The 20,229-nt window shown below is 67.6% G+C and carries 23 protein-coding genes; 8 read left to right on the top strand and 15 right to left on the bottom strand.

Translation table 11 applies throughout. From position 1 onward, the window contains the following. Window positions 1-39: 39 nt before the first annotated feature. Both trpD and MAA8898_RS19435 read right to left on the bottom strand, forming a co-directional pair. The gene (gene trpD, locus MAA8898_RS19440) at window positions 40-1,059 is read right to left on the bottom strand and encodes an anthranilate phosphoribosyltransferase (RefSeq protein ID WP_094022697.1); all 1,020 of its coding nucleotides are present in this window, start codon (window positions 1,057-1,059) and stop codon (window positions 40-42) included. Then, window positions 1,056-1,637, bottom strand: coding sequence for an anthranilate synthase component II (locus MAA8898_RS19435; RefSeq protein WP_094022696.1), 582 nt, complete (start codon window positions 1,635-1,637; stop codon window positions 1,056-1,058). Before MAA8898_RS19435 ends, trpD begins: the two co-directional genes overlap by 4 nt. A gap of 163 nt (window positions 1,638-1,800) precedes the next feature. On the opposite strand from MAA8898_RS19435, the gene MAA8898_RS19430 reads away from it, so the two are divergent. Continuing rightward, window positions 1,801-3,474, top strand: a complete 1,674-nt coding sequence (locus tag MAA8898_RS19430; RefSeq protein WP_094022695.1) for a polysaccharide deacteylase family 2 protein — start codon at window positions 1,801-1,803, stop codon at window positions 3,472-3,474. Between the two features lie 43 nt (window positions 3,475-3,517). Here MAA8898_RS19430 and MAA8898_RS19425 read toward each other — a convergent pair whose 3' ends face one another. The 6 genes from MAA8898_RS19425 to MAA8898_RS19410 all read right to left on the bottom strand — a co-directional run bounded on the left by MAA8898_RS19425 (window position 3,518) and on the right by MAA8898_RS19410 (window position 7,485). Continuing rightward, complete coding sequence (locus MAA8898_RS19425) at window positions 3,518-4,168, bottom strand: DUF1638 domain-containing protein (protein ID WP_094022694.1); 651 nt, start codon at window positions 4,166-4,168, stop codon at window positions 3,518-3,520. Further along, window positions 4,149-4,322: a hypothetical protein gene (locus MAA8898_RS26385; RefSeq protein ID WP_176445237.1), complete on the bottom strand. Its 174-nt coding sequence runs from the start codon at window positions 4,320-4,322 to the stop codon at window positions 4,149-4,151. The genes MAA8898_RS19425 and MAA8898_RS26385 overlap by 20 nt, the downstream gene beginning before the upstream one ends. A 94-nt stretch (window positions 4,323-4,416) precedes the next feature. Then, complete coding sequence (locus MAA8898_RS19420; protein WP_094022693.1) at window positions 4,417-4,731, bottom strand: YbjQ family protein; 315 nt, start codon at window positions 4,729-4,731, stop codon at window positions 4,417-4,419. Window positions 4,732-4,793: 62 nt separating this feature from the next. After that, on the bottom strand, window positions 4,794-4,946 hold the full coding sequence (locus MAA8898_RS26380) for a hypothetical protein (RefSeq protein ID WP_176445236.1): 153 nt from the start codon (window positions 4,944-4,946) through the stop codon (window positions 4,794-4,796). A 231-nt stretch (window positions 4,947-5,177) separates the two neighbouring features. Further along, on the bottom strand, window positions 5,178-6,467 hold the full coding sequence (locus tag MAA8898_RS19415; RefSeq protein ID WP_141194896.1) for a P-loop NTPase family protein: 1,290 nt from the start codon (window positions 6,465-6,467) through the stop codon (window positions 5,178-5,180). 313 nt (window positions 6,468-6,780) lie between these two features. Next, window positions 6,781-7,485, bottom strand: coding sequence for a cobalamin B12-binding domain-containing protein (locus tag MAA8898_RS19410; protein WP_094022691.1), 705 nt, complete (start codon window positions 7,483-7,485; stop codon window positions 6,781-6,783). Window positions 7,486-7,658: 173 nt separating this feature from the next. Here MAA8898_RS19410 and MAA8898_RS19405 point away from each other — a divergent pair, with 173 nt between their 5' ends. Beyond that, window positions 7,659-8,741 (top strand): PA0069 family radical SAM protein, encoded by a 1,083-nt coding sequence (locus MAA8898_RS19405; RefSeq protein WP_094022690.1) that lies wholly within the window; start codon window positions 7,659-7,661, stop codon window positions 8,739-8,741. A 70-nt stretch (window positions 8,742-8,811) separates the two neighbouring features. Here MAA8898_RS19405 and MAA8898_RS19400 read toward each other — a convergent pair whose 3' ends face one another. The 5 genes from MAA8898_RS19400 to MAA8898_RS19380 form a co-directional block, all read right to left on the bottom strand. Next, window positions 8,812-9,042: an N-(5'-phosphoribosyl)anthranilate isomerase gene (locus tag MAA8898_RS19400; protein WP_094022689.1), complete on the bottom strand. Its 231-nt coding sequence runs from the start codon at window positions 9,040-9,042 to the stop codon at window positions 8,812-8,814. A gap of 96 nt (window positions 9,043-9,138) precedes the next feature. Beyond that, window positions 9,139-10,164, bottom strand: coding sequence for a betaine--homocysteine S-methyltransferase (gene bmt, locus MAA8898_RS19395; protein ID WP_094022688.1), 1,026 nt, complete (start codon window positions 10,162-10,164; stop codon window positions 9,139-9,141). 139 nt (window positions 10,165-10,303) lie between these two features. Further along, window positions 10,304-10,861 carry a YdcF family protein gene (locus tag MAA8898_RS19390; protein ID WP_094022687.1) on the bottom strand — a complete coding sequence of 186 codons (558 nt, stop codon included), beginning with the start codon at window positions 10,859-10,861 and terminating at the stop codon, window positions 10,304-10,306. 80 nt (window positions 10,862-10,941) lie between these two features. Then, the gene (gene guaA, locus MAA8898_RS19385; RefSeq protein WP_094022686.1) at window positions 10,942-12,510 is read right to left on the bottom strand and encodes a glutamine-hydrolyzing GMP synthase; all 1,569 of its coding nucleotides are present in this window, start codon (window positions 12,508-12,510) and stop codon (window positions 10,942-10,944) included. A 49-nt stretch (window positions 12,511-12,559) separates the two neighbouring features. Continuing rightward, window positions 12,560-13,735: an alpha/beta hydrolase gene (locus tag MAA8898_RS19380; RefSeq protein ID WP_094022685.1), complete on the bottom strand. Its 1,176-nt coding sequence runs from the start codon at window positions 13,733-13,735 to the stop codon at window positions 12,560-12,562. A 159-nt stretch (window positions 13,736-13,894) separates the two neighbouring features. On the opposite strand from MAA8898_RS19380, the gene MAA8898_RS26375 reads away from it, so the two are divergent. From MAA8898_RS26375 to MAA8898_RS19370, 3 genes are all read left to right on the top strand, one after another. After that, the gene (locus tag MAA8898_RS26375) at window positions 13,895-14,071 is read left to right on the top strand and encodes a hypothetical protein (protein ID WP_176445235.1); all 177 of its coding nucleotides are present in this window, start codon (window positions 13,895-13,897) and stop codon (window positions 14,069-14,071) included. 99 nt (window positions 14,072-14,170) lie between these two features. After that, window positions 14,171-14,512, top strand: a complete 342-nt coding sequence (locus MAA8898_RS19375) for a Lin0512 family protein (RefSeq protein WP_094022684.1) — start codon at window positions 14,171-14,173, stop codon at window positions 14,510-14,512. After that, window positions 14,509-14,811, top strand: a complete 303-nt coding sequence (locus MAA8898_RS19370) for a Lin0512 family protein (RefSeq protein ID WP_094022683.1) — start codon at window positions 14,509-14,511, stop codon at window positions 14,809-14,811. The genes MAA8898_RS19375 and MAA8898_RS19370 overlap by 4 nt, the downstream gene beginning before the upstream one ends. Window positions 14,812-14,927: 116 nt before the next feature. Here the strand turns inward: MAA8898_RS19370 and MAA8898_RS19365 are convergent, their stop codons facing one another. Then, entirely contained in the window at window positions 14,928-15,620 is a 693-nt protein-coding gene (locus tag MAA8898_RS19365) for a DUF2270 domain-containing protein (RefSeq protein ID WP_245853488.1), read from the bottom strand. Window positions 15,621-15,842: 222 nt separating this feature from the next. Between MAA8898_RS19365 and MAA8898_RS19360 the strand changes: the two genes are divergently transcribed. After that, window positions 15,843-17,387: a trimethylamine methyltransferase family protein gene (locus MAA8898_RS19360; RefSeq protein ID WP_094022682.1), complete on the top strand. Its 1,545-nt coding sequence runs from the start codon at window positions 15,843-15,845 to the stop codon at window positions 17,385-17,387. A 24-nt stretch (window positions 17,388-17,411) separates the two neighbouring features. On the opposite strand, the gene MAA8898_RS19355 is transcribed toward MAA8898_RS19360, so the two are convergent. Continuing rightward, the gene (locus tag MAA8898_RS19355; protein ID WP_094022681.1) at window positions 17,412-17,699 is read right to left on the bottom strand and encodes a DUF6477 family protein; all 288 of its coding nucleotides are present in this window, start codon (window positions 17,697-17,699) and stop codon (window positions 17,412-17,414) included. A gap of 231 nt (window positions 17,700-17,930) precedes the next feature. On the opposite strand from MAA8898_RS19355, the gene MAA8898_RS19350 reads away from it, so the two are divergent. Further along, the gene (locus tag MAA8898_RS19350) at window positions 17,931-19,046 is read left to right on the top strand and encodes a DUF6456 domain-containing protein (protein ID WP_094022680.1); all 1,116 of its coding nucleotides are present in this window, start codon (window positions 17,931-17,933) and stop codon (window positions 19,044-19,046) included. Between the two features lie 227 nt (window positions 19,047-19,273). Then, window positions 19,274-20,224: a lipoyl synthase gene (lipA, locus tag MAA8898_RS19345; RefSeq protein ID WP_094022679.1), complete on the top strand. Its 951-nt coding sequence runs from the start codon at window positions 19,274-19,276 to the stop codon at window positions 20,222-20,224. Window positions 20,225-20,229: the final 5 nt, after the last annotated feature.

Raw genomic sequence — 20,229 nt, 5'->3', positions numbered from 1 at the left:
GTGGAATTTGCCCGCCAGGCTGCGCCGGTTCGCATCGGCTCAGGCGGCCTGCGTGGCCCGGGCGAGCGCCTGCACCTTGCCCAGGGCCGCGCCGCTGTCGATGCTGTCGCGCGCCAAGCCGACGCCCTCGCGCAGGTCGGCCGCCTTGCCGGCGATGGTCAGCGCGGCGGCGGCGTTCAGCAGCACCGCGTCGCGGTAGGCCGAGGGCGCGCCGTCGAGCAGGGCGCGGAAGGCGCGGCCGTTGTCCTCGGGGGTGCCGCCGACGATCGCCTCGAAGGGGTGGACCGGCAGGCCGGCGTCCTCGGGGTGCAGTTCGGCCTCGCGGATCTGGCCGTCCTCTTCCAGCGCGGCGATCCAGCTGACGCCGGTGATGGTCAGCTCGTCCGTGCCGTCCGAGCCGTGCACCAGCCAGGCGCGTTCGCTGCCCAGCTGTGCCAGCGTTTCGGCCATCGGGCGGATCAGCGCGCGGGTGAAGGCGCCGGTCAGCTGACGCTTGACCCCCGCCGGGTTGGTCAGCGGGCCGAGGATGTTGAAGATCGTCCGCGTGCCGAGTTCGGCCCGGACCGGGCCGACATGGGCCATGGCCGGGTGATGCATGGGCGCCATCATGAAGCAGATGCCGACCGATTCCAGTGCTTTTTCAACGGCTTTCGCGCCGATCATCACGTTGATGCCGAGCTGGCCCAGGGCATCCGCCGCGCCGGATTTCGACGACAGGTTGCGGTTGCCGTGCTTGGCCACCGGCACGCCGGACCCGGCCACGACAAAGGCGGTGGCGGTCGAGATGTTCAGCGTGCCCTTGCCGTCGCCCCCCGTTCCGACGATGTCCATGGCGCCGGCGGGGGCCGCGACCTTGTGGCATTTGGCGCGCATCACGGCGGCGGCGGCGGCGTATTCGTCCACCGTCTCGCCCCGCGTGCGCAGGGCCATCAGCAGGCCGCCGATCTGGGCCGGCGTCGCCTCGCCGGCGAAGAGGATGCCAAAGGCGTCCTCGGCCTCGGCCCGGGACAGCGGGCGGTCGGCGGCGGCGCCGATCAGTGGGCGCAGGTCGTCGCTCATGCCGGCACCTTCAGCACGTCGAGGAAGTTGCGCAGCATGTCGTGGCCATGTTCCGAGGCGATGGATTCGGGGTGGAACTGCACGCCGTGAATGGGCAGGTCGCGGTGCATCAGGCCCATGATGGTGCCGTCCTCCAGCGTCGCCGTCACCTTGAGGCAGTCGGGCAGGTCCGAGCGGCGGACCACGAGGCTGTGATAGCGGGTCGCCTTGATCGGCGAGGGCAGGCCCTTGAAGACGCTTTCGCCCTGGTGGTGCATTTGCCCCATCTTGCCGTGCACGATCTCGTCATGCCGCACCACGGTGCCGCCAAAGGCCTGGCCGATGGTCTGGTGGCCGAGGCAGACGCCCAGCAGCGGGGTCTTCGTCTCGGCGGCGGCGGCGGTCAGGGCAAGGCAGATGCCGGCCTGGTCCGGGTCGCAGGGGCCGGGGGACAGCACGATCCCCGCGGGGTTCAGCGCCATGGCCTGCTGCACGTCCAGCGCGTCGTTGCGCCAGACCTGCACCTCGGCCCCCAGTTCGCCCAGGTAGTGCACGAGGTTGTAGGTGAAACTGTCGTAGTTGTCGATCAGCAGCAGCATGGCACGTCAATTCCGGCGCAGGGTTAACGGGGGCTGGCGGGCAGGGCCAACGTCGCGGTATACATGCGCAGGCAGGCCGGGTGGCGTCAACCCCGGCACGGCCGTGGAAACACGGGGGCACAGGCGCCGGGACAGGCGCGAGAAACAGGTCGGAGTGAGCAGCATGGCACGGGGATTTCTGTCGGGCGTGATCTGGGGCGTGGTGTTTTCGGGCGCCGGGGTGGCGGCGCTGTCGCTCTCGGCGCCGTTGCCAGACCGGGTGGCGCCGTTGTCCGATCCGGTGGGACAGGTGGACAGCGCGCCGCTGGCCGATGCGCCCGAGACCGCGGAACCGGAGACCGCGGAGCCGGAGGTCCCGGAACCGGACACTCCTGAACCGGAGGCCCCGGAACCGGAGGCCACGGCCGCCCCGGCCCCGCAGGATGCGACCGCACCGCTGGTCGCGCGCGCGCCCGCGCCCGACACGGTGCCCGAGCCGGCCCCCGACCTGTCGCAGCCCGGCCGCAGGCCGGAGCCGGAGACCGGCGTGGACCGGCCCGCCGCGCCCGCGGGCAGCCTGGCCGCGCCCAGTGACCCTGTGGTGAGCGGCGCCGACACCGTGCCGCCGGCCCCGCCGGTGGTGGGCGCCGCCCCCGATGCGCCGGAAGGCGCCGCACCGGCCCTAGCGGGCGCGCCGGTCCGCGTCACCGGCGAAGCGCCGCTGCAACCGCCGCTGCCGTCGCCCGCGCCCGGCGCGCCCCGGCCCGAGGCGCGGCCGGTCATCGTCACCGGACCGGCCCAGCCGCCCGAGCCCGTGGTGCCTGCCGCCGACAGCGCGCTGGCGCCCGAAGCCGCCCCTGAACCGGCCCCCGAACCCGCCCCGGTGCCCGAGGTGGCGGACGCCCCCGCCGTGGCCGACGCGACCCTGGAGGCCGCAGGTCCGGAACCGGAGGCAGACCCCCCCGCTGCCGCGCCGGAGGCGGACACGCCGCCCGTGGCCGCCCTGCCGCAGGTCGATCCGCCCGAGACCGCCGATGTCGTGGCGCCCAGCCGCCCCGCCGTGGGCACGCCCGCGCGGTCGCTGGTGACGCGCCCGGCGACCGCCCCGGCCGAGGCCGACCCGCTGCCCGGGGACGACAGCCCGCTGCCCGCCGCGCTGGCCGCGCTGCCGCCGGACAGCCCGCTGGTCCGCTTTGCCGCCGATGTCGAGGTGCCGGCCGACGTGCCGCGCATGGCGATCGTGCTGATCGACGAAGGCACCGGGCCGCTGGGCCCCGAGGGGCTGGAATCCTTCCCCTTCCCGGTCAGCTTTGCGATCCCGCCCAGCCATCCGAAGGCCGCCGAGGCCGCCGCAGGCTATCGCAGGCTGGGCTTCGAGGTGCTGGCGCTGGCCGCGCTGCCCGAGGGGGCGACCGCCGGCGATGTCGAGGTGACGCTGGCCGGGGTGGTGGGCGCGGTGCCCGAGGCGGTGGCGGTGCTGGAGGACCCGGCGGGCGGGTTGCAGGAAAACCGCGAGGTGTCCGACCAGGTGGCGACCTATCTCGGGGCCTCGGGGCATGGTCTTGTCATGCAGCCCAAGGGGCTGAACACGGCGCAGAAGCTGGCGCTGAAGGACGGCGTTCCGGCGGTCACGCTGTTCCGCGATTTCGACGGCGAGGGGCAGGACACGGGCGCCATCCGCCGCACGCTGGACCAGGCGTCGTTTCGCGCCCGGCAGGAGGGCGGCGTGGTGATGCTGGGCCGTCTGCGGGCCGACACGATCTCGGCGCTGGTGCTGTGGGGTTTGCAGGACCGCAGCGGGACCATCACGCTGGTCCCGGTGTCGACCGTGCTGTCGGAGACTTTGGCGGCGCGCTAGGGGCTGCCGGACCGGGCCGTCTGGCGGAAAATCCGGCCGGCAGTCAGGCCCAGCGTTCCAGCGCTGTTGCAAGGTCGCCGTAGCCGGTAAAGCGCCGTTCGAACACCAGGCCCATGCGTTCGGCGCAGGCCTCGGCCCGGGCGGTCAGGTCGGCATCCTCGGTCTGCGCCAGGTAGACCAACTTTTCATAGTGGCCGAAGTACATGTCGCGCAGCTGCGGGTGGCGGTCCAGTCCGAGCGGCCGCCAGACGAAGGCATCGAACTGCCGGCACAGGAAGTCGGTCAGGTAGAAGGCGGTGATCTCGTCGCGCGCCTCGAACTGCGCCAGCCCGTCGAAGAAGGCGTAGCAGTGCGGGCCGGCCACCATCTCGACCCCCATCTCGGCGCAGGCGGCCTGCAACAGCCCGCCGGTGCCGCAATCGGCGTAGACGATGCAGATGCGGCCATAGTCGGCTCGGTGCTTGTCCACCGCCTCGCGCACGGCGCCGGTGATCTTTTCGGGATGGTTGTGCAGGATCGCCGGCAGGCAGGCGAGGTCCATGTGATCCCAGCCATTCAACCGGATCAGCGCCAGGATCTCGCGCGCCAGCGCGCCGCAGGCCAGCAACAGCACGCGGCCATCCCCGGAGGGGGCAAGCCCCTGTTCGGTCAGGCGGGTGTCCGTGAGGCTGGGGTCAGGTGCGGCTGTCGTCATGCGGCACATGCGCCATGGCCCAGCGGGCGAGCAACGCAAGCGCGAGGAGGATGGGCAGCACAGTCAGGATTCCGAAGGAGGACATGGCCCAGACCGTCAGCGCGGCGGCCAGAACAACGGAACAGACCAGCAAGGCAAAGATGGTCACCGGCATGCGTTTCTCCTTCCTCCCTCATAGTATGGGTCAAAGGTTGAAAAAGAAAAAGCCGAATCCGATGGCGGACCCGCAAAACGCGATCAATTGCCAATCACTTCAGCTTGACCGCGGTGCCGTAGGTGACGATTTCCGAGGCGCCCTTGGCGATCGCCGAGGTCTGGAGACGCATGCAGACAACGGCGTCGGCGCCGAGGCGCTCTGCTTCGGCGGTCATGCGGTCCAGCGCCTGTTCGCGCGCGCCCGCCATGAGCGAAGAATAGCCGGTCAGCTCGCCGCCCACGAGTTGCTTGAGCGCGGCGACGATGTCGGTGCCCAGGTGCTTGGCCCGCACGGTGGCGCCGCGCACCAGGCCCAGGGAGGTGGCGATCTCGCGCCCGGCGACGGTTTCGGTGGTGACGATCAGCATCAGTGGTCCATCCGGTCGTAGTGGTCTTCCTCGGCATTGCCGACGCGTTCGGCGATGACCCGTTAGACGATAAAGCCCACCAGCGCGGCGGGCAGAAGGGCGAGCCAGGCAAAGGGCACCTGGATCGCGGCAAGGATCAGGATCGACAGCCAGGTGGTGGCCGCGACGGCGGCGACCACGCAGACGATCGTCAGGACGAGGGTATCGAGCTTCATGGCGGTCTCCCTGACTGAAGGTTGGGGGTTGGGGGGCGCGGTTCAAGGGCGGCGGGGCCGCGGCCATCGAGATTCGTTATCTTGGGTGTTCTTGGAAAGCGGCATTGAGTTGGGACGAGGGGATCGCGGGTGCGTTTTCGGCCCTTAGCAGACGTCCAAAGGAAGTGCTCCGAACGTCTGAAGGCAGCCGAAAAATAGCCTTCAGTCAGCTGGCAAAACGAGGTTCATCAATTACACCATTCCTGACTTTCCTGTATGAATCTGATCAATCTTCTGTGACGATCGAAGGTAAAACATGAAGTAGGGGTTGGTAACCTCGAGCTTGTCGTCGTCCCATTCAAGGACGGGAGCGTCCTTTCTGATATCTTTTGCGATACCATCCATTTGCTTGAGGGCGAGCTGGACGCTGGAACCCACAGGGGAGTCTCCAGTGCAGACTTGTTTTATCCTATCCATGATTTCATCGTAATCAAAGCTCAGCCTTGGCGGATTTTCGATGAGGGCGAGAAGAATTGCGCGGTATACGTCGCCCGTCGAGCCATCTTTTAGCTTGAACTCTTTCCGCTGCGTTCCGCGCTCTTTGGCTCCTGTGTGAAGTTTTTCAACCGTCCTCGAATAATCAGTTTGAAGTGTAGTTCGCTCTAAGGCAGCACGATAGTCCGCGTCAGAAACTTCAGTTCTCTTCTCCAAGGCTTGCTTATTTCTGATGCCCTTTTCAAGACACAAACTCAAGCACAGAGACTGCATTAGCTGTGGTGAACCAAGCGATTCGGTCGCAAGCCTCTTCATTACTGCAGGTGCTATATCAACGCCGAGAGCCGAAAAGCCGTTCTTGGCAATAATTTCCAACTCCTGAACGGTCCAATAGTCAAACAATATCGATATTATGCGGCCCGTCAATTCATCATTCGCACGAACCATATCATCTGATTTGTGAGGCACCGAAGCAATGCAAACGCGAACGCCGCGTTCAGCAATCGCCTTGATGGACTTGGCAATGTCGATCTGCGCCTCTTCGGCAATATAGTGAAAGTCATCTAAGAAAACGACAAAATCGCTTCCGCTGAGCTCTTTCACTACAGCCTCAAAAAACTCAATGCCGTATTTCTCTGATGTCGCTGTTGTGATCTCAATGCCGCCGTTTATTTCTCCTTCAGCCTTTCCTTTGGCAAAAATGACTCCCGCTTCGGCAGTTGTCTTGCCTGCTGCACCTGCTTTTAGCACCCTCTCTTTGATCTTTTCGATTTCTTCCGGACCACCGATCCATCGCATAACTGATTGCCACAGGTCGTTTGAGGAGCGGAGCGAGTGGCCCGTAACGGGGATTATCCGTTCTGCTGTTAGGAGAGTGTCGACCAAGGCTGTCTTACCTGTCTTGGAGGGGCCGGATATGGAGATCACCATTTTCGGCATGTCGAGGGCAGCAGCGAGCTTTTCCTCGTTCTTTTCTTCGGCTCTCGTCACGTAAGTATGAGTAGGCGTTCCGTTTGGGACAAAAACATCGAAAACAAAATCAGCCATCTGTCGCCTTCCAAAGTGAAATGTGAAGAACTGAGCGCCGTCGCTGGGCGGTAGGACTTCGATGTCATCGATTAAGTCAGAAGATGCCCGATGCAACAAGAGGCATCACGGTGTTAGGCTCTTGGCTGTGTCTAGAAGTAATTGCGCATCGCGCTCACGTATCTTCGCAGCTGAAATTCTGCGCGGTGCCGCCATTCGTGCCTGGCGCAGCGAACGACCGCTCCCCGCCCACACCACCCCACACCATTACCTCCCCCTCAAACGAAAAAGCCCCGCCGGTGAGGGCGGGGCAGGTCAGACAGTGGGGCGTGGTTCAGCCCGCCGCCATCTGGTTGTGCTTGCGGGCGATGAACTTCTTGGCGGTCTCGACCGCCACCGCCGCGTCGCGGCAGTAGGCGTCGGCGCCGATCGCCTTGCCGAATTCCTCGTTCAGCGGCGCGCCGCCGACCAGGACGATGTAATCGTCGCGGATGCCCATTTCCTTCATCGTGTCGATCACCACCTTCATGTACGGCATGGTGGTGGTCAGCAGCGCCGACATGCCGAGGATGTCCGCCTCTTCGGCCTTGAGCGCGTCGATGTACTTGTCGACCGGGTTGTTGATGCCCAGGTCGACGATCTCGAAACCCGCGCCCTCCATCATCATGCCGACGAGGTTCTTGCCGATGTCGTGGATGTCGCCCTTGACGGTGCCGATCACCATCTTGCCCATGCGCGGCGCGCCGGTCTGCACCAGCAGCGGCTTGAGGATGGCCATGCCGCCCTTCATCGCGTTGGCGGCCAGCAGCACCTCGGGGACGAACAGGATGCCGTCGCGGAAGTCGTTGCCGACGATGGTCATGCCGCCGACCAGCGCCTTGGTCAGTACGTCGTAGGGGGTCCAGCCGCGTTCGAGCAGGATGTTCACGCCTTCCTCGATCTCTTCCTTGAGACCGTCGTAGAGGTCGTCGAACATCTGCTGGACGAGTTCGTCGTCGTCGAGTTCGGACAGGATGATGTCTGCGTCTTCGTCGGACATGGCGCGTTTCCTTGACACTGGTTCGGCGGGGCACGCCGAAGTTGGGGGGACTATTCGTTCTTTTTGGTCGGGTTCAATTGGCAAATTGCGACATGGGGCGCTGCGGGACCGACCTTGCGTCTTCCATTGTGCGTAATCTTGCAAATGTTCTTGTTTGGTTCTAACGTGCGGGCATGTCTCCCGCCCGCCCCGTCGATCCCGCCCTGGCCCGTGGCCGCGCCGCGCTCAGCCGCGACAGCGGGCGCTACGAACGTCTTCAGCGGGTGGATGAAAGCGACGGCTGGGACATCCCCGAGGAGGCCGGCGTGATCCGCACCGAGGTCACGGAGGAGGTGCCGCGTTCGGTCATCAATTACGTGCGTTCGCCCGACCTGCCGTTCGACCGGACGCTGAACCCCTATCGCGGCTGCGAACACGGCTGCATCTACTGCTTTGCCCGCCCGACGCATGCCTGGCTGGGCCTGTCGCCGGGGCTGGATTTCGAGACGCGGCTGGTGGCGCGGCCCGCCGCGCCACAGGTGCTGGCACGTGAGCTGCGGGTGAAGGGCTACAGTGTCGCGCCGCTGGCCATCGGCACCAACACCGACCCTTACCAGCCGGTCGAGCGGGACCGCGACATCATGCGCGCCTGCCTGGAGGTGCTGCGCGAGTTTCGCCACCCGGTCGCCGTGGTGACCAAGGGCGCGCTGATCGAGCGTGACATCGACATCCTGTCCGACATGGCGGCGCAGGGGCTGGTGCGGGTGGGCATTTCGGTCACCACGCTGGACGAGAAGCTGTCGCGCCGGATGGAGCCGCGCGCGCCGGGGCCCAAGCGCCGGCTGGCGACGATCCGGCGGTTGAGGGAGGCAGGGGTTCCCGTGCGTGTCATGGCCTCGCCCATGATCCCGACACTGACCGATCCCGAGCTGGAGTCGATCCTGACAGCCGGGGCCGAGGCGGGGGCGACTTCGGCCAGCTGGATCATGCTGCGCCTGCCGCTGGAGGTGGCGCCGCTGTTCCAGGACTGGCTGGCGACGCATTACCCCGACCGGGCCAGGCGCATCCTCGGCCACCTGCGCGACATGCACGGCGGCGAGGTCTATTCGGCGACCTGGTTCCGGAGGATGCGCGGGGAAGGTCCCTATGCCGACCTGGTCGGAGCGCGGTTCCGGCGTGCCGCCGCCGCGCTGGGACTGGACCGGGACCAGCCGCCGCTGCGCTGCGACCTGTTCCGGGTGCCGCCGCGGGTGGGGGACCAGCTCGCGTTGTTTTAGGCGGACAAATTCCGTATGCGGAATTTGCAAATTCCACACATGGAATTTGCTCGCCCGGGTCAGAGGTCGTTCATCGCAGGATGCGCACCGGCTCGGTGTTGCAGAAGATGACGATCTGTCCGCCGTTCTCGACCGCGCGGTAGCCGCGGCGCTGCAGCTCGGCCAGGAAACGGTCACGCCCGACGATGCGTTCGACATCGCGGACCTTGCGCCGGATGACGCCGCCCTCGGCCACGGCGCGGGCGGAAAAGATCCGGCGAAGCCAGTCATCGGGACGAATCCGGGGCGGAAGGGGCTGCATGTCATCAGGCTAGCCACTCTTGGTTAACAGCGTCTTGCGGGTGCCAGGGACGGGTGGCGCGGCGTGACCCGGGCTGTGCCGGGACGTTGGCGGGCCTCAGCCCTCGGAGCCGCGGCGTCGGCGTCCCCGGCGTTCGCGGCCGGCGCCGTCGTCGTCGCCGGTGCCGTCGCTGCTGGAGGAAAACCCGCCCAGTGCGGCGGCGATCTCTTCGAGCGTCGGGCGCGGGCCGGGCTCATGCGATTCCAGCGCGGCGCGCATGGCGCGCAGGTGGTCGGGCATGGTGCCGCAGCAGCCGCCGATGATCCGCGCGCCGGCGTTGTGCGCCATCACCGCGTATTCCGCCATCAGCTGCGGCGTGCCGTCATAGTGGATGTGACCGTCGTGGTATTTCGGGATGCCGGCGTTGCCCTTGGCGATGATCGGCCGCTCGCTGCCCTGGGCGGCAAAGCCCAGCACGGTGCGCAAGAGGTCCGACGCGCCGACGCCGCAGTTGGCGCCGAAGGCGATCGGCGGGTTGGGCAGCTCCTCGACCATCTTGACCATGTCGGCGGAGGTCACGCCCATCATGGTGCGCCCGGCGGTGTCAAAGCTCATGGTGCCGCACCAGGGCGCGTTGATGTTGCCGAAGGCCTCGGCGGCGGCGCGGTACTCCTCGGGAGACGAGATCGTCTCGACCCAGAGCACATCGGCGCCGCCGTCCATCAGGCCCTTGGCGGTTTCCTCGAACATCTCGACGGCGCGTTCATGGCTCAGCGTCCCGGCCGCGCCCATGATCTCGCCCGTCGGGCCGACCGAACCGGCGACGATCACCTCGCGCCCGGAGGCATCGGCGATCTCGCGCCCCAGTTCGGCGGCGAGCTTGGACAGCTCGTAGGCGCGGTGTGCGGCATCGTGCAGCTTGAGCCGCGAGGCATTGGCGCCAAAGGAGTTGGTCAGGAACAGGTCCGATCCGGCTTCGACCGCGCCGCGGTAAAGGGTGCGGATCTTGTCCGGCTCGGTTTCGTTCCAGAATTCGGGTGCATCGCCCGACATCAGGCCCATGTTGAACAGGTTGGTGCCCGTGGCCCCGTCCGCCAGCAGCCAGTCGCGCTGAGCCAGGGCCCGGGAAAGTGCGTCGCTCATCTAATTGCCTTTCCGGAACTGTTGGCGCCCGGTCTTTCACATCTGCCGACTACAGGCAAATTCATAATAATAATGATTAACATGAGGCGGGTTGGCCGGCGATCCGGCCTGGATCGGCGGCATCCGGGGCGTGCCGGGGTCAGATGAGCAGCGCCTGCGGCAATCGCTGTTCCAGGCCCAGGGTTTCGGCGGTCAGCCACAGCCCGGCCCGCAGGATGTTGACACCCCAGGCCGCCGTTTCGCGCAGCGGCACGAGGGGCCGCAGGTAGATCGGACGCCATGGCGCGGAGCTGGCGCAGACCTCGGCGGGCAGGCCGGCCCAGGCGAAGGACGCGCGGGCGCGCCAGCCATGGAAGGCCTCGGTGACGATCAGCAGGCGCGCGCCGGGCGGCAGGTCCGGGCGGGAAAACAGCGCGTTCTGCAGGGTCGAGAGCGAGCGGCTTTCGAGGCTGAGCCGGTCGTCCGGCACGCCTTCGTCCCGGGCCAGCCGGGCCAGAAGGGCTGCATTGGCGCTGCGGCCGTCCGGTCCGCCGCCGGTCAGGTGCAGGTGGGCGACCTTGCCTTCGTGGTAGAGGCGGGTCGCGGCGTGGATGCGTCCGGTGCGCTCACGCTGCGTCCGCCGGTCCGCTTCGCTGCCGCCGCCCAGCACCACGGCGATGTCGTATTGTGCATCGACGGATGCGCAGGGCGGGGTCATCAGGGTGGACCCGAGCGTCAGGGCGGCGCAGAACGCCGCGTAGAGGGCAGCCGCCCGGAAAGCCCAGCGCCGCGCCCGGCCTATTCCCACTCGATGGTGCCCGGAGGCTTGGACGTCACGTCATAGGTGACGCGGTTGATGCCCTTGACCTCGTTGATGATCCTTGTGGCGGTTTCGCCCAGGAAGTCATGGCTGAAGGGGTAGTAGTCCGCCGTCATGCCATCGACCGAGGTCACCGCGCGCAGGGCGCAGGCATAGTCGTAGGTCCGCCCGTCGCCCATCACGCCGACCGTGCGCACCGGCAGGATCGCCACGAAGGCCTGCCAGATCTCGTCATAAAGCCCGTGCTTGCGGATCTGGTCGATGTAGACGGCATCGGCCTTGCGCAGGATTTCCAGCTTTTCGCGGCTGATCTCGCCCGGGCAGCGGATGGCGAGGCCGGGGCCGGGAAAGGGGTGGCGGCCGATGAAGCTGGCCGGCAGGCCCAGCTCGTGGCCCAGCGCGCGGACCTCGTCCTTGAAGAGTTCGCGCAGCGGTTCGACCAGCTTCAGGCCCATCTTTTCCGGCAGGCCGCCGACGTTGTGGTGGCTCTTGATGGTGACGCTGGGGCCGCCGCTGAACGACACGCTCTCGATCACGTCCGGGTACAGCGTGCCCTGGGCGAGGAACTCGGCCCCTTCGATCTCGTTGGCGTATTTCTGGAACACGTCGATGAACAGCCGACCGATGGTCTTGCGCTTGACCTCGGGGTCGCTGATGCCCTCCAGCTCGCCCAGGAACAGCTCGGACTCGTCGGCGTGGATCAGCGGGATGTTGTAGTGGTCGCGGAACATGCTGACCACTTCCTCGGCCTCGTGCAGGCGCAAGAGGCCGTGATCGACAAAGACGCAGGTCAGCTGGTCGCCGATCGCCTCGTGGATCAGCACGGCGGCGACGGAGCTGTCGACCCCGCCCGACAGGCCGCAGATCACCCGCTTGTCGCCGACCTGCTCGCGGATCTTGCGGATCGCCTCCTCGCGGTAGGCGCCCATGGTCCAGTCGCCCTTGAAGCCGGCCTCGCGCACGAAGTTCTCGTACAGCGTGGCGCCGTTGGGGGTGTGGTGGACCTCGGGGTGGAACTGCACGGCGTAGAAGCGGCGGGACAGGTCCGCGGTGATGGCAAAGGGCGCGCCCGGCGAGGTGCCGTAGACCTCGAAGCCCGGCGCGATCTCGGAGACGTGGTCGCCGTGGCTCATCCAGACCTGTTCGCGGCCCGATCCGTCGAGGAACCAGCCGTTCAGCAGGTTCGGGCGCTTGCCCATGGGCGAGACATAGGCGCGGCCGAATTCGGACGTGCCCTCGCCGGCCACGACGCGGCCGCCGAGGTCCTGCATCATGACCTGCTGGCCATAGCAGATGCCCAGGATCGGCACGCCGAGCGCGTAGACCGATTTCGGCGGGCGCGGGCTGCCGGCGCGGGTCACCGAATCGGGGCCGCCGGAGAAGATCACCGCCATCGGAGCGAACTCCTCAAGAAAGGCGTCGGTGACCTTCTGGTAGGGGTGGATTTCGCAATAGACGTTCAGCTCGCGCAGGCGGCGCGCGATCAGCTGCGTCACCTGGCTGCCGAAGTCGATGATGAGGAGGCGGTCGTGCTGGGTCTCTGTCATGCCTTCCTCTAGGCAGGACTCGCGAAAATGGCAATCGGGCGCGTGCGTGTCAGCCGCTCAGAAAGGCCTCTGCGCGGCGCAGCGCCTCTTCCCAGGCCGGGTCCTGCGGCAACAGCATGTGGCTGCGGGAGTTCAGGCGGACGAACTGCGCGTCTTCGAGGTGCGCCGCCAGCTTCTGGCCCTGGCTGACCGGGTGGATCGCGTCGCCCTCGGCGTGCAGGATCAGCGCGGGCACCGTCACGCGGGCGAGGTCGGCGGTCACGTCGAAACGGTCGATCAGGCGGCGCAGGGTGACGGCGGTTTCGGGGCTGGCGGACATCAGCTGGACCCGTACCAGCTCGGCCCGCTGCGCCCGCGTGGCATCCGGCGCAAAGAGCGCCGCAAAGGCCGACATGAAGGGGCTGTCGGCCTTGCCCCAGCCGGCGCGGACCATCGCCAGCATCGTGTCCTCGTCCAGGATGCCGGGATCGGCGGGGCGGTGGACGCGGCCCTGCACGTAGCCGCCGAGGATCACCATGCGGCGCAACCGGTCCGGCCAGCGCGCGGCGAAGCGGACCGCCACCGGCCCGGCCTGCGAGGCGGCGAAGACGTCGAAACGGTCCAGCCCGGCGGCATCGGCGACGGCGGCCATGTCGTCGGCAAAGGCGTCGATCCCGGTCAGCGGCGCGTCGCGCGCCGAGAGGCCGGTGCCGCGCAGGTCGTAGCGGACCAGCCGGTGCCGCGTGGCCAGGCGGTCGATCAGGGGGCCCCAGAGGGCGCCGCCGGTGTCCAGCTCCAGATGCGACAGCCAGTGCCCGATCCGCATCAGCGGCGGACCCGCGCCCTGCGCGGTCCAGGCGATGGCGCTGCCGTCGGCGGAGAGGGCGTAGGACACCCTTGGCCCCGCGACGGGTGCCGGGGCGGGACGGTCGGGCTGCGCCCCGGTGACCTCTGCGACAAAGGCAAAGCCGCGCTTGGGGACGGTGCGCAGCAGGCTCTGCGCCTTGCCTGAATCGCCGATCGCGCTGCGGGCCGCGCTGATGCGCGCGCTGATGGTGGCGTCGGAGACGGCCAGCCCGTTCCAGACCACCCTGACCAGGTCTTCCTTGCTGACCACGCGGCCGTCGCTTTGCGCCATGAACGCGATCAGGTCAAAGACCTGGGGTTCGACATGCACCTCGGTGCCGCCGCGCGTCAGCCGGCGACGGTCGAGATCCAGGGCGATGTCGCTGAAGGTGAGGATCATGCCGACAGTGTCACCCCGGGCGCTGCGAAAGGGAACGGTTTTTCCCGGGAGCGGGCGAAACAGAAGGGTTTCACAAGACAATCAGAAGGCGGTCTTCAAGCGCCACGGCGGTATTGGTGGTGAACTGGGTCCATCGACACAATCACCGGAGTGAGGACCATGACCCAGCAGACCGACACCATCCGCACCCGCGCCGACGGGTCCATCGACACCGCCTATTACATGCAGCGCGGCCGCCGCCTGCGGTCCGAGGCGGCCCATGCGCTGATCCGCCCCGACGCCGACACGCCGCGCCAGCGCCGCGGGCTGGGACGGCTGTTCGGGCGTACCCTCTGACGTGCCGGCCGGCGTCAGACGGCCCCGCGTGCCGAAAATGGCCTTGCCATTCTGCGGCGCGCGGGGTCCCCTTGCCGGGTGATCGACAGGGGGGGCGGAATGCAGGTACTGACGGAATTCGGACTGGGGACGTCGCTGCGGCGGGGCGACTACACCGAGGCAGCGGCGCGGGCCCTGCGGGACGCGCTGTGGAAATGCTCGATCAACGCGGCCGAGTGGCTGGGGCGCGAGAAATCCGACATGCGCCTGGTGGTGCAGGTGGCGGTGCAACAGCCCGACAAGGTGGACAAGGCCAGGCTGGCCGAGGTCTTTCCCTATGGCGAGGCGGATATTACGGTCGGCTTCGGCGGGCTGGACGTGCCGCGCCCCGAGGGGGAGGGCAACCCCACCGTCATGGCGCATGTCGCCATCACCGTGCGTTTTGCGGAGGCTGCGGCATGAGGCGGCGGCTGATCGTGCAGATGGGCATGGGGGTGGGCGACACGGCCGGGCAGGCGGCGGAGCGGGCGCTGGCGGATGCGCAGGCGCGCGCGCGCCTGCATGTGGACGTGGAGTGCCAGGTGGTGGTCACGCTGGGCGTGCCGGTGCCGTCGGAACTGGATGCGAGCGGGCTGAACCGGGCCTTCGGGGCCGGGGACATGGACCTGCGCGTGGTGCCGGGCGGCATGGCGGTGGCCCTGCCGGGGGGCGCATCGCTGGTCGTGGCAAGCGCGGCGATCGAGGTCTTTCCGCTCGGCTGAGCTGGGTCAAGGCCCTTCGAAGGGCCTTGAATGCCTTTGCAAAGGCATTCAAGCGTTTTGGAAAAACGCTTCAAGCGGCTTCGAAGCCGCTTGGCCGCCCGGGGCGACGATGCGCCTCAGCCCATCGCGCTGCCCCGGCTGCCGCGCTGCTTGGCCCGGCGATAGTCGCTGGCCCAGCTCCAGACCGCGATGCCGAAGAACCCCAGCAGGTACAGCCCGATGAAGGCGACCGTCACGCCGCCCGGCAGCGGCCCGATGGCCGAGCGTTCCCAGATCTGCGCGACGCTGGTCAGGGCGGTCGGGTGCACCGCGATCTTGCCGAAGAAGGCGGTCGTCTGGATGGTCAGGATCCACAGGTAGTTGCGCCGGATCCGCCGTCCCATCGCCATGACAAAGCCGATGTGGTAGTTCGGCGCGAGGTAGTCCTGCGCCAGGACATCCTGCCAGTTGTCTTCGAGGTGCAGGTCGCCCTCGGTCAGCATGGGGGCGTAGAAATGCCGCTCCATGTAGCGGCAGCGCGCCCGCCAGACGTTGAAATAGCGGTAGCGGCGCGCCTCCAGCACCAGGAACAGCAGGATCAGCACCCCGACCAGCACCAGCGGCAGCGGCGAGGCGCCGGGTGAGGCGAAGGCGATCGACAGCGCGATCCCCAGCGTGACCACCGCCCAGTTCGTCGTCGTGTCCAGCCGGGTGCGCCAGATCGTGCTGCGGTAGACCTCGCCGCGCCACAGGTGGGCGATGGCGCCGATCTCGGCCTGCGTGAAATCGCGGCGCTTGGGCTCTCCGGGCGCTTCGATTTCCTGCCGCACGTGCTGTCCTCCTGCCGTCGCCTGCGGGGCATGATGGCCGAGCGCGGCGCTTGCGTAAACCCGCTGTGCCGGGGAATGCGCAGCGGCGCGATCCGCGCGGATGTCGCTTTTCCCCCCCACCTGCCGGAAAAGACCGATGTCGGCCCGGCGGAGCGGAGTAGAACGGAGACTGATCCGGCGGGCCGAGGGTGGCGCCGCCAACGGATATCAAGGGCGAACGACATGGCAGAAGCAGAAGCGCGCAGACGCGCCCGCGGGGGCGGCGGTGCCGCGCGCCGGGCAGAGCGGACCTCCGTCCAGGTGGAGTCCGCGAAATACATCGAGCGCAACATCCCCAACTTCGAGATCCTCAACGAGGAGGCGCTCGAGATGATCGAGGACCGCGCCGAGCAGGTCCTTGAGGAAATCGGCGTCAACTTTGCCAACAACCCGGACGCCCTGGCGCTGTGGACGGCGGCCGGCGCGACGGTCACCGGCGAGCGCGTGCGGATCCCGCGCGGCCTGGCGCGGGAGTTGATCAAGACCGCGCCTTCGACCTTTACCCAGCACGCGCGCAACCCCGCCCGCAACGTCGAGATCGGCGGCCGCAACCTGGTGCTGGCGCCGGTCTACGGCCCGCCCTTCGTGCGCGACGGCGACAGCGGCCGCCGCTATGCCACGATCGAGGATTTCCGCAAGTTCGTGAAGCTGGGCCAGATGTCCAGGTGGCTGCACCACTCGGGCGGTACGGTCTGCGAACCGACCGACGTGCCGGTGAACAAGCGTCACCTCGACATGCTGCTGGCGCACATGACGCTGTCGGACAAGCCCTTCATGGGGTCTGTGACCGAACCCAGCCGGGCGCAGGACAGCGTGGAGATGTGCGAAGTGCTGTTCGGCAAGGAGTTCGTCCAGCAGAACACGGTGATGACTTCGCTGATCAATATCAACTCGCCGATGACCTTCGACGACGTGATGATGGGCGCGCTCGAAGTCTATGCGCGCAACAACCAGGCCTGCATCGTCTCGCCGTTCATCGTCGGTGGCGCGATGGCGCCGGTCTCGGTCGCGGGGACGCTGGTGCAGGTGCTGGCCGAGGTGCTGGCGGGCGTGGCCTATGCGCAGCTGGTGCGCAAGGGCGCGCCGGTCATCGCCGGGGCCTTTGTGACCTCGATCGACATGAACTCGGGTGCGCCCACATTCGGCACCCCGGAGGCGTCGCAGATCACCTATGGCGCGGGCCAGCTGGTGCGGCGGCTCGGGCTGCCCTACCGCTCGGCCGGGTCGTTCTGCGGGTCCAAGCTGCCGGACGCGCAGGCCGCCTACGAGACGGCGAATTCGCTGAACATGGGCCTTCTGTCGGGCGTGAACTTCATGCTGCACGCCTGCGGCTGGCTGGAGGGCGGGCTGGTCTCGTCGTTCGAGAAGTTCGTGATGGACGCCGACCAGCTGGGCGCGCTGCACAAGATGGCGCGGGGCGTCCAGGTCGACGACGACACGCTGGCCATGGACGCGATCCGCGAGGTGGGGCCGGGCGGCCACTACCTGGGCTGCGCGCACACGCAGGCCAACTTCAAGTCCGCCTTCTGGCGCTCCGAGCTGTTCGACTACAAGCCCTACGAGCAGTGGTCCGAGGAAGGCGCGCGCGACACCGTCACGCTGGCCAGTGCCCGGGTCAAGCACCTGCTGGACACCTACCAGCAGCCGGCCATGGATCCGGGCGTCCACGAGGCGTTGCACGCCTATGTCGCGCAGAAGAAAGCCTCGATGCCCGACGCCTTTGCCTGACCTCTGACCCCGTGCGGGGCGGCCTCAGCCGGCCGCCTCGCGCAGCAGACGGGCCTCGCCCATCATGGCAGTCAGCACCTCGACGTGGCGGCTTACCGAGTAGGCGGCATCTTCGGCGCGGCGCTTGTCGTCCAGGTCCACCTCGATCTCCATCAGCTGGATCAGCGCCGATCCCGGGCGCGGCAGGCCGCCGTAGCCCAGCAGCCGGTGCAGGTGCGGGTTGCGGCGGTAGTCCTGCGCGCCGATCCGTGCGGCCCGGATCAGCAGGCGCGGGCGGCGCAGATCGTTCAGCAAACCAAGAATGTCTTTCATCGTCCTGTCCCTCGCGGTTTTGCGAATATGACCTGACTATGCACACGTTCGCCGGGTGTTGCGTTATGCCCGTTCGCGCCGTTCGGCGGGTTTAGCGCTGGTTTAACTTTCTAATTAATAGTCGATTTTGCACTGTTTTGTTAACGTATCAGTAACGAGCACACGCGTAGGTTGCGAACATGGACACTGGGGATAGATCTGTGGAAAGAAGCCCTCAATCGGAAGTTGTGCATGCCTGACCTGCGTGCGGACACCCTGGCAGATGATCTGCCGAAGTGGGTGCCGGACTCGGCACGGTACTACCTTGCGCATACCGAACAGGGACAGTCGATCAGGGAACTGGCGCGGCAAGCTGGGTGCCACGCCTCGACCGTACTGCGCCAGGTGCGCAGGATCGAGACCCGCAGGGACGACCCCCTTGTCGATGCGGCTTTGTGCAACCTGGGGGCTGCCGGGGCGGAGGTTCCGCCGCTGGATACCAGAAAGGACAAGGAACCGATGAACGCTGCCATGACTCCAACTCCGCCGGATGAGCAGACGCTTGTCCGCGAGGCGCGCCGCGTCTTGCGGCGCCTGTGCGAAAGCGGCGCGGTGCTGGCTGTCGCCGCCGAGATGGACAAGGCCGTCGTTGTCCGGGACACCGGCGACGGCGGCAGCGCCCGCACCGCCGTGGTCGATGTCTCCGTGGCACAGGCGATGGCGCTGAAGGACTGGATCGCCTGCGATGCACCGGCGCGGATCTCGCGCTATCGCATCACCTCGGCGGGCCGGTCGGCGCTGAACCGCATGGTCGCGGAGCAGGAAAACCGCGTGCGCGGCTTTGCCGAGGCGCAGGCCGGGTTCGACACCGGCCGCGCGGCCGAGGCGGCCCTGGACGAGGTCGACCGCGATCCGCGCGCCCGCAAGGGGCGCTACATGCTGGCCGAAAGCCCGCTGACCGCGCTGTCGCGGCGGCGCGAAAAGGACGGCGAGCCCTTCCTGTCCGAAGAGCTGGTGGCCGCCGGCGAGCGGCTGCGCGAGGATTTCGAGCTGGCGCAGATGGGGCCGCGCACGACGCAGAACTGGGACCAGTTCCTGACCGCCGGTGTCTCCACTGCCGCGGCGGGCGGGGCGGGCGGCGGCGCGGCCGAGGCGCAGACCCGCCTGCAGTCCGCGCTGCGCGACCTGGGCCCGGGCCTGGGCGATGTGGCGCTGCGCTGCTGCTGCTACCTCGAAGGGCTGGAGACCACCGAAAAGCGGCTGGGCTGGTCGGCGCGGTCGGGCAAGATCGTGCTGCGCATCGCGCTCCAGCGCCTGCGCCGCCACTACGAGGAGCGCGCCCAGGCGGGCGGCGACCTGATCCGCTGAGCGGCGCAGCCCTGAGCTGAGCGCAAACCGACCGGGCGCAAGATGCATGACCCCGGAGCGACGACAGGTCGCTCCGGGGTTTAACGTTTTGATACACATGGGAAAGGTGCAGAGGGGACTCGTTACGCTTGGGGATCTGCCGCGTTGTGCGCGGCACGGGACACTGGAAACACCCCCCGCATTCCGGTAATAGAGGGCAACCGCCTGCGGTATGAGGGGAAAATTCCGTGCGTGATCTCAAATTGCCCGCCGGGCGCCACCCGGAAAAGGCCCATCGCCCCGACAACGTCCAGCCGAAAAAGCCGGACTGGATCCGGGTCAAGGCGCCGGGCGGCGAAGGCTATGCCGAAACCCGCCGGATCATGCGCGAGCACAAGCTGGTCACCGTCTGCGAAGAGGCGGGGTGCCCCAACGCCAGCGAATGCTGGAACCAGGGCCACGCGACCATGATGATCATGGGCGAGATCTGCACCCGCGGCTGCACCTTCTGCAACGTCGCCACCGGACGGCCCGACGCACTGGACGTGTTCGAGCCGGGGCGGGTGGCCGATGCGGTGCAGAAACTGGGGCTGAACCACGTGGTCATCACCAGCGTCGACCGCGATGACCTGGACGACGGCGGGGCCGAGCATTTTGCCCAGACGATTCGCGCCGTGCGGCACCGCGCGCCCGCCACCACGATCGAGATCCTGACGCCGGATTTCCTGAAATGCGGCCCCGAGGCGCTGGAAACCGTCGTCGCGGCCAAGCCGGACGTGTTCAACCACAACCTGGAAACCGTGCCCGGCCTCTACCCCGAGGTGCGGCCCGGCGCGCGCTATTTCCATTCGCTGCGGCTGTTGCAGCGGGTCAAGGAACTGGACCCGTCGATCTTTACCAAGTCGGGTATCATGGTGGGCCTGGGCGAGGACGCGCAGGGGGTGCGGCAGGTCATGGACGACATGCGCGCCGCCGATGTCGATTTCCTGACCGTGGGCCAGTACCTGCAACCGACACCCAAGCATCACGGGGTGGCCCGATTCGTCACGCCCGAAGAATTCGCCGCCTACGAGAAAGCGGCCTATGGCAAGGGCTTCCTGATGGTGTCGGCGACGCCGCTGACGCGGTCGTCCTACCACGCGGGGGACGATTTTGCCCGCCTGCGCGCGGCGCGCGAGGCGAAACTGGCGCGCGGCTGAGGTCG

It is taken from the genome of Antarctobacter aquimaris (assembly GCF_900184945.1).
Classification (GTDB): Bacteria; Pseudomonadota; Alphaproteobacteria; order Rhodobacterales; family Rhodobacteraceae; genus Maliponia; species Maliponia aquimaris.
The sequence above is the reverse complement of the archived record's forward strand: the minus strand, read 5'-3'. Positions and strand labels throughout refer to the sequence as shown.